Below are 13,703 nucleotides of genomic sequence, written 5' to 3' on the forward strand. Positions count from 1 at the left end.
GTCGTAGCGGTCGCGTACTCTGCGGTCAGTGCAACCCGAACAGCCTTCTTACATCAGCTATGAGGAATTCGGCAGGCGTTTCCTGGAATACGCTGTCTCCGAGCAGCGCATCGCCGATGCGTTCGGCCAGCTTACCGGTGCCGCTTTCGATTTCGGTCCGATCGGGGTCGGGCCGGGTCGGCTGGCGAAGGTCACCGCGCAAGTGGAGCTGGGGCGGCCGCGGATCCTGCGTTTCATCGACGCCTACATCTCCTTCGAACTGACCATTCCGTTGCACGTGGATCTGGTCCTGGATCTGGCGGTCGACCGGTCGCGTTTCCGGGTCGACGGCACCGTGCATCTGCATCTCACCGCCCGCACCGCCGACCCGTTGCGGGTGGTCATCGATATCGCCGAGCCACGTCCCGGTGATGTGCGGGTCAATGTGGCCAGTAGTTCCAAGCGCGGTGAGCTGCTGCGCGTGCTGGCCAGTGTCGACCATGAGATCCGCCGATTCGTCGCCCGGTATGTCGCGCAGGAGATCCGCAAGCCCGAAATCGCGGCTGTCCGCAATATCGACGTGGCGACCAGGCTCGACGCGGCCTGGAAGTTGTAGCCGAGTAAGCCCCATCTCGAGCGTCGCGCGCTAGGCGTAGCTCCGACCGTGCGCACGTCTTCGGGCGGCTGCGCCGACTGTGTCGATTAGGCTCTGCGCGGGACCGGCCCGACGACACAATTGCAGGCAGGGGTGTGAGCTGTGGGAGTTGCGGTGAAGGCGAGCGGATGGCTTGCGCGGATCGCGGTGTTCGGTGTGGCGCTGGCCGTCGCGGGGTGCGGTGAGGTTGACCGGCCTGCGCTGCCACGACTGACGCCCGCCGAGGAGCAGGCTGCGAAGGGCGCTGTTTTCGCCTATCGCACCGATGCCGAGCTGGCGGTGGTGCGTGGCACCGAAACCGTCCGCGCGCCGGGCAGTTTCGGCTATTCGTCGGGGCCGGTATCGTTCACCCGGGACGGGCAGTACGCGTTCGCGGTGGAGACGAGCAGCAAGACACTGGTCGCGCTGGGTGTGCGGGACCGCTCGGTGACGCGGATACCGTGCGACTGCACCGACGCGGTCGCGTTGCGTGGGTCGGTGATCGGCTGGTGGCGGGAGCCGGGCCAGATCATGAGCATGGATCTGGCCGGTACCGAGCCCGCCGGACCCGAACGGGAGATCGTCCTGCCGGATTCGCCGAGTCCGCTGACCGGTGGCACGTGGGACGGGGCCAAGCTGGTGGCGGCCACCGACGAATTCGTCCTGCTGGCTCGCGTCGAATCGCGCGGACTGTGGTGGGAGAAGAGCCACCTGTACGCCATCGGCGCCGACGCCATCCTGCCGCTGGGCCGCGTGCCCGGCATCGACGCCGGGCTCTCGGCCGCCGCCGGACCCGACGGGCACACCTTCGTGCTGGCGGGCGCGACGGCGCGCAGCGCGACCTGTGGCAGCGGCAATGTGGCGACCATCGATGCCGCCACCAACGGCGTCCTGGCGCTGCCAACCCTGCCGGGCGAGTGCTCGGCGGCCTACAGCCCCCGCTGGAGCACCGACGGCTCGATCACGATCGCCACCCGCAAGTGGGCCGACCTCGCGGGTGCGCCGAGCACGGTCGACCGGCTGCAGTCGGCGGCGCAGGGATGGGCGCCGGTCAGGGAGTACCCGGTGGTCGACATGCTCCCGCGGGCGCAGGAGTCGATGATCGAGGTGGTCGCCGGTGAGCCAACCGATGCGCGCGGCACACCGCATGGGGTGTTGGTTGTCCACAAGGGCGACGCCCGTGAGGAAGTGGCGCAGCAGGTCGTTTCGCTGGGTGCGCCGACGACCGCAACCCGCTGAGGGCTTTCGTGGAACCTGTTGCCGCGCAGGCTGATCAGAGCTTGCGCAGCCGCAACCTGTTGATCGTGTGGTCGGCGTCCTTGCGCAGCACCAGGGTTGCGCGCGGACGCGTCGGCAGGATGTTCTCCACCAGGTTGGGCCGGTTGGTGGAGTTCCAGATATCGCGCGCGGCCGCGGTGGCCTGCTCGTCACTGAACGCCGCGTAGTGGTGGAAGTGCGCGTCGGGGTCGGCGAAGCCGGTCTTGCGCAACGCGAGAAAGCGCTGCACATACCAGTTCTCGATATCCTCGATGCGGGCGTCGACATAGATGGAGAAGTCGAACAGGTCCGACACCATCAGGCGCGGACCGGTCTGCAGCACGTTCAGGCCCTCGACGATGAGAATGTCGGGCTGACGAACACAGTGCTTCTCGTCGGGCACGATGTCGTAGGACTTGTGCGAATACACCGGCGCGCACACCTCTCCGGCGCCCGACTTCACCTCGGTGACGAACCGCAGCAGCTTGCGCCGGTCGTAACTGTCCGGGAAACCCTTGCGGTGCATGATGCCGCGACGGATGAGCTCGGCGGTGGGATAAAGGAATCCGTCGGTGGTCACCAGGTCGACCCGCGGATGGTGATCCCAGCGCGCCAGCAGCGCCTGCAGCACGCGCGCGGTGGTCGACTTGCCGACCGCGACACTGCCCGCGACACCGATCACGAACGGCACCTGCTTGTCGGGATGCTTCTCCCCGAGGAAGGTGGCGGTGGCGGCGAACAGCCGCTGCCGCGCCGCGACCTGCAGGTGGATCAACCTGGCCAGCGGCAGGTAGACCTCGGCGACTTCTTCGAGGTCGATCTGCTCGCCGAGACCGCGTAGGCCGGTCAGTTCGTCCTCGGTCAGGACCAGGGGAGTCGATTTGCGCAGTGTGCGCCATTGGCTGCGGTCGAACTCCACATAGGGGCTCGGTTCACTCATCCGTGCCACCTACCCGACCCCCCGTCCGGGCGCATCCGCACAGCTTGGCTGCCCGTCTGGTGAGATCCGGGATAACTCTGACCGCATAGCGAGATTGTGCTCCGTGCTCGTCACCGGCGCGCAACAGGGGGTTTGACTACCAGCCGGTAACTAGCGATAACCCCGAGGTAAGGCGCCATTTTCGGATGGACCACGTAATGTCGGGCGGATGGGGTCACATCCACTTGTCACTGAATACCTGCGCCTCGGTTTGGCTTTCGATCGCCTCGAAGACGGGTTCGTCGACGCCTACACCGGCGATCCGCAGCTGCGTCGCGATGTCGAGAACGCCGCCGTCCCGGAACCGGCCGAGCTGGCCCGGCGCGCCGTCGAGCTGCGGGCCGCCCTGCCCGATGCCGGGCTCTCGGCCCAGCGCACCGAATTCCTCGACGCCCACCTGGTGGCGATGGAGTGCTCGGCCCGCAAGTTCGCCGGTGAGCAGATCGGCTTCGTCGACGAGGTCCGCGCCTACTTCGACGTCGACATCGCACCCGGCGACCCCGACGACTACCGCGAAGCGCACCGGCAGATGGACGAGGTGCTCGGCGGCGACGGTCCGCTCGCCGAACGCGCCGCCGCCTACCGCCGCGGCGACGAGATCCCGCCGGAAAAACTCGCGATCTGCGTTGAAGCGTTCTCGGGCGCGTTGCGCGAGCGGGTGCGCGACCGGTATCCGCTACCCGACCACGAGCACGTCACCTACGAGGTGGTCGGCGACAAACCCTGGTCCGGCTTCAACTACTACCTGGGCAATTTCGCCTCGACGGTCGCGATCAACTCCGACCTCAAACAGCACCTGGGCAACCTCCCCGCGCTGATCGCGCACGAGGCCTACCCCGGCCATCACACCGAGCACTGCCGCAAGGAAGCCGGCTTGGTCGCGGCGGGCGAGGACGAGCAGACGCTGTTCCTGGTCAACACCCCGCAGTGCCTGATGGCCGAGGGCCTTGCCGACCTGGCCCTGCAGTCGATCGTCGGACCGGGCTGGGGCGGGTGGGCCCAGGAGATCTACGCCGACCTCGGTCTTCGTTTCGACGGTGAACGGGCCGAACGCTTCTCGATCGCGTCGGCGAAACTGCTGAACGTGCGTCAGGACGCCGCGCTGCTGCTGCACGATCAGCATCGCAGCGAGGACGAGGTGGCGCAGTTCCTGCAGCGGTGGACTCTGGCGACGCCGGAACGGGCACGGCAGTCGCTGCGGTTCCTGTCCTCCCCGCTGTGGCGGGCCTACATCAGCACCTATGTGGAGGGCTACCGGTTGCTCGGTGGGTGGCTCGACGGTGCGGTCGGACCCCAGGATCGGGTCGAGCGGTTCGGGCGGCTGCTCGACGAGCCGCTGACACCGGGGGCGATCCGGCGGATGAGTGTCGTTACCCGATGATGGCTCGTGTTCGTCGGCTATCGAACCTGTTCAGACGCTCGAGCATCGCGCTGTGAGCTGCGTCTCCCGGGTGGCGGCTCGGATGGCGTTGCGGTATCCCCGTGCTCGGCGCGCGCAGGGTCGGCAATAGACTCGCATGCGTGACGCAGACGACCGCTTCGGTGAATACCCAGTCTCTCGGTGAGCTCGATCCCGAGTTGGCCGCCGCGATGGCGGGCGAGCTCGCCCGCGAACGCGACACCCTCGAGATGATCGCCTCGGAGAACTTCGTGCCGCGCGCGGTCCTGCAGGCGCAGGGCTCCGTACTCACGAACAAATACGCCGAGGGTTACCCGGGCCGCCGCTACTACGGTGGCTGCGAGGCCGTCGACGTGGTGGAGACCCTGGCCCGCGACCGTGCCAAGGAACTGTTCGGCGCCGAGTTCGCCAACGTGCAGCCCCACTCGGGCGCCCAGGCCAACGCCGCGGTGCTGATGGCGCTGATGAACCCGGGCGAGACCCTGCTCGGCCTCGACCTCGCGCACGGCGGGCACCTCACCCACGGTATGCGCCTGAACTTCTCGGGCAAGCTCTACGACGTCCACTCCTACGGTGTGTCGAAGGAAGACCACCGGATCGATATGGACGAGGTGCGTGACATCGCACTCAAGGCCAAGCCGAAGGTGATCGTCGCCGGTTGGTCGGCCTACCCGCGTCACCAGGACTTCGCTCGCTTCCGCGAGATCGCCGACGAGGTCGGTGCCTACCTGTGGGTCGATATGGCTCACTTCGCCGGTCTGGTCGCCGCCGGTCTGCACCCCTCGCCGGTGCCCTACGCCGACGTGGTGTCGTCGACGGTGCACAAGACTCTCGGTGGTCCTCGCTCGGGTCTGATCCTGGCCAAGCAGGAATTCGCCAAGAAGCTCAACTCCGCGGTGTTCCCCGGCCAGCAGGGTGGCCCGCTCATGCACGTGATCGCCGCCAAGGCCGCCGCGTTCAAGATCGCCGCCACCGAGGAGTTCGCCGACCGCCAGGTCCGCACCCTGTCCGGTGCCCGCATCCTCGCCGAGCGTCTGACCGGCGCCGACGTCAAGGACAAGGGCGTTTCCGTCCTCACCGGCGGCACCGACGTGCACCTGGTCCTGGTCGACCTGCGCAACTCCGAGCTCGATGGTCAGCAGGCCGAAGACGTGCTCCACGAGGTCGGTATCACCGTCAACCGCAACGCGGTCCCCTTCGATCCTCGCCCCCCGATGGTCACCTCGGGCCTGCGCATCGGCACCGCGGCCCTGGCCACCCGCGGTTTCGGCGACACCGAATTCACCGAGGTAGCCGACATCATCGCCGCCGCGCTGGCGGGCACCTCCGATGTCGAGACCCTGCGTGGTCGTGTCTCCAAGCTGGCCCAGAGCGTCCCGCTGTACCAGGGCCTCGAAGACTGGCGCCTGCTCGGCTGAGCCGAAAACCCTTGCCCGACAACCCCCCAGCCTGCGATTTCGGGCTGGGGGGTTGTCTGTTTTCGCCTCCGTTGCTCGTAGCGTCAGCCGTGGGTGAGGTGATTTCAAATTATGTTGCACCACAACGAAATTCGATGCTTGCTTGCAAACTGAGCAATTCGAATCGGAGTGCTTACGCGGCGGGATCAGCCGGCATGCGGAGCAGATGTCCACCAATGTCTGCGAGCAGTTCGAGCTTCCCGCCCAGCGCGGCGACGTAGGCGGCGATCGCCGCCACGGTGGCGACTTCGCCGCGCTCGATCTGGGAGACCCGACCAGGGCTGACACCCATGATTTCGGCCAAGCCTGCCTGCGTGAATTCCAGTCGCTTGCGTTCCTCGGCAAGCTGGTAGCCCCACTGCTCAGACATGATCGCGCTACGGCGCCTTGCGGCCTCGTTCTCGCCGACGCGGTTGCGGTAGGCGTCCCGATCCCACTTTTTGAAGCTGCTCATCGTTGGCCTTCCTCTTCTGCTCCCCTGAACTATAGCATTTACTATAGGTCGGCCGTGGTCCCGCCACAGACGGGGTGCTGTCACCACGACAGGGGCTGTGGGCCGTGATTGTCGGAACTCACAAAGTTCCGGCGAATTGCGTACGTGGCTAATGGAATACGGCATGGTCAGTTCGTATGGAATATCGACGTGCGCTTGCGCGCGAGGTCGGCGGGGAGGTGCATGCGTTCGAGCTGCTCTCCGAGGCCGAGGCCAGAGAGCTGATCGAACTGTTCCGGGCCGCGCGCGACAATGAGGTAACGGCGTTGCGCCGGGCCATCGACGCCGCACTCACCGCGATGCCCGCTCCGCTGCGCAACGTCTCGCGCAAGATCATTTTCGGCGGCTGAACCGATGATCGAGACCGAGCTGGAAGCTCAGACGCAACTCGTGGTTCTCGCGCGCACGCTGCAGGTCCCGCCGCAACACCTCGCGCCGCTGGCCCGTCTCGGGGCGGTGCATCTCTCGGCGATGCAGCAGCAGATGCTGCGCGCGTTGCATGCCGAGCACGCGGATATGTTCCGGCGGATCGGCCCGGTCGTGCCGATCTTTCCGGTCGGACTGGGCGTCGCGTTGTTCGAGCGGGTGATGCCGCCTGTTCTCGCGGCCAGATTCCTCGGCGCGGTCGGGGTCAAGTATCCCGAGAAGTGCGCGCAGGCGCTGTGCGCGGTCGACGCCATCTACGCGGCCGACGGCGCGCCGTTCCTGGACCCGAACGTGTTCGAACAGCTGATGCGATACGGCAGGCCGGAGCCGATCACCCTCATCATCAACGAACTGATGCGGCGTCGCGACTACGTGACGGCGGCGCGGTTCCTCTCGGTGGTGGACGAACCGCTGATCGCGGCCCTGGAGCAGAACGTCTTCGACGACGCGGGCCTGATCTTCACCGCCGCCTACGCCTACCCGGCGCACACGCTGAGCCGGATCATCCGGCAATTGCTGGCAGGTCCGCGTCAGCGGATGCCTGGCATGCTCCAAACGGTCTTGGCGGGTCCGCCTGCCCTGCATCACGCGATGCTCGCGTTGTTCTGCAAGGTCGCCCCCGATATCACGGCCACCCTCGGCGACATCTTCTTCGGCCGCGGCACCGTGCACGAGGTGGGCCGATTCCTGCTCACCGCGGTCAACCGCAACGCCTCACCCGCCCTGCTCACCGTCATCGGCCGACTTGATCCCGTTGCCCTGTGGGCATTGTCGACGAACCCGCAATTCGCCGACACCGACGTGCTAGGCGCACTGGTCCGCTCGCTGGACGGCAGGGACGAAGCCGACCCGTGGCGCGGCCTGTTCGCACTCTCCGCCCGCCTGAGCGAACCGGCCCGCCGCCACATCGCCGCCACTCTCGCCGAACTCGACGAAACCTCGGTAGCGGCCCTGCCCGCCCACGCGACCGACGCCACCTACTGGCCCGCCCTCCTGCAGCTACTCGCCGAATCCGAACCGGCCGCCCAATCCCGAGTCGCCGCGATCTGGTCGCGCCTTCCCCCCGAATGGCAAGCGGGCATCGAACGCCACATCCACGAAAACCGCTACGACACCCGCCTGAGCCGCATCACCAACGCCCTCACCACCGTCACCCCCGAAGAAGTCTTCTTCCGCCGCCGCCAGCAGATCCGTCAACGAGGAGAAGGCAGCTTCGCGTCATGGTGAAAGCTGGTCGTCAACTGGTGACGGCCTACGGCACGAGGTCGGTCAGCTGAGACCGATCCAGGTTGATTCGGATAGGCAGTTGGGCGGCGCCCCGTCAGCGCCACGAATCGATGACGTCGGTCGCGTCCCATATAGCTTGGATCGAGCTGGAATCCCAGCTGGGCGTGATCCCCGATCTGCTGACCACCATCGATCCGGTCACGCCGGGTTCGAATCCGGGGACCTGCGCGCTCGCACGGGCCAGCGCGACGGCATCGTGATTGTCGAATGGGGTGGCGAGCCATTTGATGGAGCCGGTGAAGAACACCTTCTTGGCGATCGGTCCGTGGTCGGCGCCGATCAGATCGAGTTCGGGGTCGAATCGCCGATTCCACCATCCACCAACGGCTTCCACGTCCAGCCAGGGCAGGCGGCCATCCAGGGCCGCAAGGTAGACGGCGTCACGAATGATCGGTTCGATGGCACGACCTCGGAAGCTGGGCCAACGCCGCTCGATGGTTCGGAAAGCCATGTCCGGCCTGCCGCGGCGACTGAGGTCTTGGGCGGAACGCAGGATCGCCAGGTACATCCGCAGATTCGTGTCGGCGATACGGTAGAGCGGCGGTTTGCCCGGCTGGGTCGACAGCGGAGAATCGACCGCTATGACCCGTTTGTCCTCGGTCAACCGCTTCAGAATCGGTGAGAGTGTCCCCGAGGGCACGGCACCCTCGCGGCTACCCGCACTGGCAGCGATGGTGGCGTGCGTACGATCGCCGCCGCCGATGGCTTCCAACACCCGACGGGAGTGGTCAGGTGCCGGGAACTCGGCCAGCAGCGTCGACTCCGGGATGCTGAACACCGACGCCGCGGGGTCAGCGCATTCCTGGCGCAGAAAGTCCATAGCGGGAGTTCTGCTCGGCCAACTGCGCAGGATGCCGGGCAGGCCGCCGGTGATCAGGTGGGCATCCAGTGCGTCCACCGGAGCGAGGCCGGTCGCGGCAGCCACCTCGGCGGGATTGAGTGGCCCGAGTGGCAGGTTGTCGGCCCGACCGAAGAACGGCCGATCGTAGGCGGTGAGTCGTTCCATCATGTGTAGATCACTGCCGAGCAACAGCAGCAGAACAGGACGTGTGGACAGCAGTCGATCCCAGGCAGTCTGCAGTGCGCCGTCGAACAACGAGTCCTGTTCCGATAGCCACGGCAACTCGTCGAAGACGATGACCGAAGGCCGGTCCGGGATTTCGCGAGCGAGAATCCTGAACCCATCGATCCAGTTCGCGGCACTTTCCGGCACCGCCGCAGGATCGGTGACAAGCGAGGATTCCCGGAGATCGAACAGGAACGTGCTCAGCGATTCGGTCTGTGAAGCGCCTTTTGTCGCGGTGAAATACAGGTAGGGGACGCTCGCGCGATCGCAGAATTCCTGAACGAGCCGCGACTTGCCGACCTGCCGCCGTCCTCGGATCGCGACCGCGACCCCGGAGTTCGTCTCCGAGACGCGCTGCAACCTCGACTCCAACGCCGCGAGCTCGGCGGTTCGGCCTACGAACGCGGTCATCTGCCACCTTTCTAGTAGGCCCGATCTACGTAGATTAGATCTACGTAGATTCAATCTACCTAAATGATGCCACCGCCGGCGGCGTGACGAGTCGACGCATAGGTGTTCGATCGCGGTGTGGGCCGCTATCCTGCCGAAGTCTGTATTCGACGATGGGGGAGCGATGATGGCAAGACGAGCGATGCGTGCCGCACTGACGATCGGAACGGCATGCGCTGCAATGGTTCTGGTGACGCCTAACGCGGGAGCGGTCGATCTGGCACCTGGAGTGCGCTGCGACGGGGCGCACTGTTTCAACGACAACGATGAGGCCTATGTCGTCCACGGTACGGTGGCCTGCGCGGTACTCACCACCCCGGCGTGGACGGACATGACCTTGCCCCCGCCCCCGCCCATCCAGACCGTCGAACACCAGCCCTGGGCGATCGTGATCGATGCGCACAGTGATCGACACATCGTGGCTGGGTGTGCCGGTGGTGCGGACATGGGCGCGAACCTCAGCGGCGCCTACCCGCAGTCGCGCCCACCCACCGGCTCTGCAGGCGGTTGAACAGGTACCTCGGCAGTCTGCTCGTCGGGGCCCGCGCTCGCTGCCTTCTCGAGTCGGTCGTGTGTCTTAGTCCACGAGGGGCCGTAGGGTGCGGCCGACCTGGTCGACCACACCCGGTTCGTGGCCGTTGACGACCATGTTGACGATGATGCCGTCGATACCGTGGTCGAGCACACGGGTCTGAAGCTGTTCGGCGACTTCGTCTGGGGTGCCCACGAATTGGCGGTCGGCGATGCTGGCGAGGCGTTCGGTGTCGGTCAGCGTGGACAGGTCGATGCCGAGCCGGGCGAGCATGTCGGACTGGAGTTTTCGGGCACGGTCACCGTCCTCGTCGGCGATGACGAAGGCGAGGAAGCTGGTGTCGAGGGTGGCCGGGTCACGGCCCGCTTCGTCGCAACGTCGGTGCAGCGCATCGAGTTTGCGTGGCAGCTCGGAAGCGTTGCAGATGATGTTGAGGTGGTCGGCGAAGCGGGCGGCCAGGCCGAAGGTCTTCTTCTCGCCGCCACCGCCGAGCAGGATCGGCAGGTCGTCGCGGATGCGGGGCTCGTTCATCGCGTTCTCGGTGCGATACCACTTGCCGTCGAAGGTGGCCCGCTGCCCGCGCAGCATCGGCGTGATGATCTGCAGCGCCTCGTCGAGCCGTTCGAACCGCTCGGTGAACGTGCCGAATTCGAACCCGTACTGCTGGTGTTCCAGCTCGAACCACCCCGCCCCGATCCCGAGCACGGCCCGCCCACCGCTGACCACATCGAGCGTGGTGACCGTCTTGGCGAGCAGCGCCGGATTGCGATACGTATTGCCGGTGACCAAGGCCGACAACTGGATTCGCTCGGTAGCCGTCGCCAGCCCGGACAGCGCCGAGTACGCCTCCAGCATCGGCTCCTCGGGCTCCCCGATCACCGGCAACTGATAGAAGTGATCCATCACGAACGCGGCATCGAACCCCGCCGCTTCGGCTTCTCTGGCCTGTGCGATCACCGCGGGGAACAGCTCACGCACCGACGACGTGTTGCTGAAGTTGGGCATCTGGTAACCGAGTCGAATGCTCATGCGATCGACGATAGGACCTGGAGTGCGCTCCAAGTCAAGACCTGCTCGCTCGGTCAGGGGATTTACAGGTCGTCAGGCGGCACGTTGAACGTTGTAAGTAGACAGCCCCGACCGTCTTCCGATTTCAACGGCATCGCATCCCCCGGCGAGAAGATTCGGCAATATTCTGCTGATCTGCGATCCTGACTGGTCGATGTTGGTCGCGAGACGCGCAATCGGCAGAATATTGCTGATTGTCTTATGCGTGGCGTACTCTGTCTGAACGAGGAGCCAATTCGGCAATATTCTGCCGACCCGAGGCCGGGGGTGTAGGTGTGTTGAAGGACATCGGCGCAAAAATCCGGGCGGAGCGGCGCCGCCATCAACTGACGCAGGAGCAGCTTGCTGAAGTTGTGGGCACCTCCACGCGCACGATCCGCGATATCGAGCAAGGTCGCGGTTCGACAAGTATCGGGACGGTAGCCGCGGTGGCCAGCGCACTGGGAATCACACTTGTGGTGGCGCCGTGACGGACTTCGAAGCATTGCGCAGGATCGGTAGTGCAGATGTCTACAAAGCCGGGCGTCTCGCTGCATCGATCAGCAGGATGTCGGATGGAGGCACCGAATTCCGGTACACCACTGCGTATTCCGGCGCGCCAATCGCTTCGACCTTGGCGCTCGATGTCGAACCGATCAGCAGCGGATCGGGTTCTGTGCCACCGTTCTTCGCGGGCCTGCTGCCAGAGGGACACCGATTGACGGTGCTTCGTCGTGCCGTAAAAACCAGTGCCGATGACGAACTCAGCCTGCTGCTCGCCGTCGGATCCGACGCACCGGGCGACGTGCAGGTGTTTCCCGCCGGGGCAGACCCAGTTGACGCTCCCGCGCTCGTCGACTGCATGTCGGCCGATGAGCTCGAATTCGACCGCCTGGTAGACGATGTCGATAGACAGGCGATCCCCGGTGTGCAGAACAAGGCAAGCGCGTCGATGATCAGCACGCCTATCGCAGCAGGTTTCGGTCGATTCATCCTGCAGCTGTCGCAGTCGGGATTTCCGCACCTGATCGAGAACGAAGCCGCGCACATGGCGGCGGCTAGAACGTTGAAGCTCGGGGTCGCTGAATCGGAACTGGTGCATGACAAATCTGGGCAACCAGGCTTGCTCCTCCGCCGCTTCGACCGCGTCCACGAAGGCGACTCGTGGCGTCGCCTCGCCTTCGAAGATGCCACTCAAGTGCTCGGGTTGCCACCATCCGCGAAGTACAACGTCGACGCGGTCCAGGTCGTCGAAGCGCTGGCCGGGATGGTTCGCGCCCCTCTGCTCGCAGCACGAAACCTCTACTTGCAGTTCCTGTTCGCATGGTTGACCGGCAACGGCGACCTGCACGCCAAGAACGTCGGGGTCCTGCGGGACAGCGCGGGGCGCTGGGGCATCGCGCCGATCTACGACATTCCCTGCACCCTGGTCTACGACGACGATTCGATGGCGCTGCCGATCGCCGGGCGAACCAAGTATTTGCGAGCGAAGCACTGGTCTGAATTCGCCGCGGAAATTGGTCTGCCGGCCAAAGCCGCGAGGTCTGCGCAACAGGTCGCACTCCGCGCAGCCGCGACGGTCGATTTCGACCAGCTTCCGTTTACCGGTTCACCATTGAACAGGACTCGACGTGAGTTGCGCTTGCGCCGTGGAGAGCTGGAACAAGCGCTCGACTCGTAACGGTGCACGAAGGCCTGGACCGTTCCCGGTTCGGTGGACACAGGCCTGAAGTCGACCGAACCGGCAACGGTCCAGCTACCGTCGCGAATCGGCGATGAAGTCGAGATGCAAGTCGAGCAAGACGTGGTCAGCGGTCAGCAGGCGCAGCCCTTCGCAGTTGGCCTGAGAAACGATCAACCGGTCGAAGGGGTCGTGGTTGGCCAACTCGGGGAACTCTCGCAAACCTTCCGTATGCTCGCCGGTGACGTCGAGGAGACTCAGGCCCTGGGTGGTCAACAGTTCGGTGAAACCGAGCGGAATGCTGAGTTTGCCGAGCATCGACTTGATGGTCAGCTCCCACACCGACGCCGCGGAGACGTAGACCTCCGCGGTCGTCGAGATCGCTCTGCGAGTGTCGTTCCCCAGGCGAGGGTTACCGTCCAGCGTCCACAGGGTGGTTTGGCTGTCAAGCAGGAGCATCGTTGTCTCCGTAGAACATCCGCTGAATGTCGGGATCGACATCGAAAGCCGAGTCATCGTAGGTGAGCTGACCACTCAGGCCACCGATGGTGACCGGCGCGCTGCGATGCGGTACGAGATCGGCGATGGGCCTGCCTGCTTTGGAGATCACGATCCGTTCACCCTTCGATACCCGCTCGAGCAGCCTCGATAGGTGTGTCTTCGCTTCGTGGATGTTCACGGTTGCCATCACGGGAGTGTACTGAACTTAGTTCGACTTAGTCTAGTACCATGCCATCCTGGCGATCCGCCGAACTCCAAGTCACGATGAGTCCGCCTCCACCTCAACCCTTGCGGAAGATCCGGCGGATGGGAGACTGCGAAGGTGTCCTCGCAGAGAAGGTTGCGGCGCCAGATCGAGCGTGACAACCTCGACGACTTGATCGCGGACTTCGAACGGGTGAACGGCCCCGCCGACCCGGATGCGGTGGTGGACAAGCAGTCCCGCCTTGGAGTTGGCATATCCGGCGTCATCCCGGATATGGCATGAGCGCCTACAGGCCGACGTCTTTCGTGTC

Annotated in this window: 16 protein-coding genes; 10 read left to right on the top strand and 6 right to left on the bottom strand. The window is 65.4% G+C overall.

What is annotated here, in order from left to right:
* Positions 1 to 28 precede the first annotated feature (28 nt).
* Both ACTWPB_RS12235 and ACTWPB_RS12240 read left to right on the top strand, forming a co-directional pair.
* Positions 29 to 595: a hypothetical protein gene (locus ACTWPB_RS12235; protein WP_446225760.1), complete on the top strand. Its 567-nt coding sequence runs from the start codon at positions 29 to 31 to the stop codon at positions 593 to 595.
* Positions 596 to 748: 153 nt separating this feature from the next.
* Positions 749 to 1,852 (top strand): hypothetical protein, encoded by a 1,104-nt coding sequence (locus ACTWPB_RS12240; protein WP_446225761.1) that lies wholly within the window; start codon positions 749 to 751, stop codon positions 1,850 to 1,852.
* Between the two features lie 34 nt (positions 1,853 to 1,886).
* Here ACTWPB_RS12240 and coaA read toward each other — a convergent pair whose 3' ends face one another.
* Positions 1,887 to 2,819: a type I pantothenate kinase gene (coaA, locus tag ACTWPB_RS12245; protein WP_446225762.1), complete on the bottom strand. Its 933-nt coding sequence runs from the start codon at positions 2,817 to 2,819 to the stop codon at positions 1,887 to 1,889.
* Between the two features lie 199 nt (positions 2,820 to 3,018).
* On the opposite strand from coaA, the gene ACTWPB_RS12250 reads away from it, so the two are divergent.
* On the top strand, positions 3,019 to 4,230 hold the full coding sequence (locus ACTWPB_RS12250) for a DUF885 domain-containing protein (RefSeq protein WP_446225763.1): 1,212 nt from the start codon (positions 3,019 to 3,021) through the stop codon (positions 4,228 to 4,230).
* Positions 4,231 to 4,370: 140 nt separating this feature from the next.
* Positions 4,371 to 5,666, top strand: coding sequence for a serine hydroxymethyltransferase (gene glyA / locus ACTWPB_RS12255; RefSeq protein WP_446225764.1), 1,296 nt, complete (start codon positions 4,371 to 4,373; stop codon positions 5,664 to 5,666).
* Positions 5,667 to 5,838: 172 nt separating this feature from the next.
* Here glyA and ACTWPB_RS12260 read toward each other — a convergent pair whose 3' ends face one another.
* Positions 5,839 to 6,159, bottom strand: coding sequence for a helix-turn-helix transcriptional regulator (locus ACTWPB_RS12260; RefSeq protein WP_446225765.1), 321 nt, complete (start codon positions 6,157 to 6,159; stop codon positions 5,839 to 5,841).
* A gap of 176 nt (positions 6,160 to 6,335) precedes the next feature.
* On the opposite strand from ACTWPB_RS12260, the gene ACTWPB_RS12265 reads away from it, so the two are divergent.
* Both ACTWPB_RS12265 and ACTWPB_RS12270 read left to right on the top strand, forming a co-directional pair.
* A complete protein-coding gene (locus ACTWPB_RS12265; RefSeq protein ID WP_446225766.1) occupies positions 6,336 to 6,548 on the top strand; it encodes a hypothetical protein in 213 nt (70 codons plus the stop codon).
* Between the two features lie 4 nt (positions 6,549 to 6,552).
* Entirely contained in the window at positions 6,553 to 7,851 is a 1,299-nt protein-coding gene (locus ACTWPB_RS12270) for a hypothetical protein (RefSeq protein ID WP_446225767.1), read from the top strand.
* A 94-nt stretch (positions 7,852 to 7,945) separates the two neighbouring features.
* On the opposite strand, the gene ACTWPB_RS12275 is transcribed toward ACTWPB_RS12270, so the two are convergent.
* Complete coding sequence (locus tag ACTWPB_RS12275) at positions 7,946 to 9,388, bottom strand: AAA family ATPase (RefSeq protein WP_446225768.1); 1,443 nt, start codon at positions 9,386 to 9,388, stop codon at positions 7,946 to 7,948.
* A gap of 229 nt (positions 9,389 to 9,617) precedes the next feature.
* On the opposite strand from ACTWPB_RS12275, the gene ACTWPB_RS12280 reads away from it, so the two are divergent.
* The gene (locus ACTWPB_RS12280; protein ID WP_446225769.1) at positions 9,618 to 9,938 is read left to right on the top strand and encodes a hypothetical protein; all 321 of its coding nucleotides are present in this window, start codon (positions 9,618 to 9,620) and stop codon (positions 9,936 to 9,938) included.
* Between the two features lie 66 nt (positions 9,939 to 10,004).
* On the opposite strand, the gene ACTWPB_RS12285 is transcribed toward ACTWPB_RS12280, so the two are convergent.
* Positions 10,005 to 10,988 carry an LLM class F420-dependent oxidoreductase gene (locus ACTWPB_RS12285; RefSeq protein WP_446225770.1) on the bottom strand — a complete coding sequence of 328 codons (984 nt, stop codon included), beginning with the start codon at positions 10,986 to 10,988 and terminating at the stop codon, positions 10,005 to 10,007.
* Between the two features lie 314 nt (positions 10,989 to 11,302).
* Between ACTWPB_RS12285 and ACTWPB_RS12290 the strand changes: the two genes are divergently transcribed.
* Complete coding sequence (locus ACTWPB_RS12290; RefSeq protein ID WP_446225771.1) at positions 11,303 to 11,497, top strand: helix-turn-helix transcriptional regulator; 195 nt, start codon at positions 11,303 to 11,305, stop codon at positions 11,495 to 11,497.
* Positions 11,494 to 12,687: a type II toxin-antitoxin system HipA family toxin gene (locus ACTWPB_RS12295; protein ID WP_446225772.1), complete on the top strand. Its 1,194-nt coding sequence runs from the start codon at positions 11,494 to 11,496 to the stop codon at positions 12,685 to 12,687. The genes ACTWPB_RS12290 and ACTWPB_RS12295 overlap by 4 nt, the downstream gene beginning before the upstream one ends.
* 75 nt (positions 12,688 to 12,762) lie before the next feature.
* Here ACTWPB_RS12295 and ACTWPB_RS12300 read toward each other — a convergent pair whose 3' ends face one another.
* Positions 12,763 to 13,146, bottom strand: coding sequence for a type II toxin-antitoxin system VapC family toxin (locus tag ACTWPB_RS12300; RefSeq protein WP_446225773.1), 384 nt, complete (start codon positions 13,144 to 13,146; stop codon positions 12,763 to 12,765).
* A complete protein-coding gene (locus tag ACTWPB_RS12305) occupies positions 13,133 to 13,375 on the bottom strand; it encodes a type II toxin-antitoxin system Phd/YefM family antitoxin (protein WP_446225774.1) in 243 nt (80 codons plus the stop codon). The genes ACTWPB_RS12300 and ACTWPB_RS12305 overlap by 14 nt, the downstream gene beginning before the upstream one ends.
* A gap of 135 nt (positions 13,376 to 13,510) precedes the next feature.
* On the opposite strand from ACTWPB_RS12305, the gene ACTWPB_RS12310 reads away from it, so the two are divergent.
* On the top strand, positions 13,511 to 13,675 hold the full coding sequence (locus ACTWPB_RS12310; RefSeq protein ID WP_446225775.1) for a hypothetical protein: 165 nt from the start codon (positions 13,511 to 13,513) through the stop codon (positions 13,673 to 13,675).
* Positions 13,676 to 13,703 lie beyond the last annotated feature (28 nt).

The organism is Nocardia sp. IBHARD005, assembly GCF_052814245.1.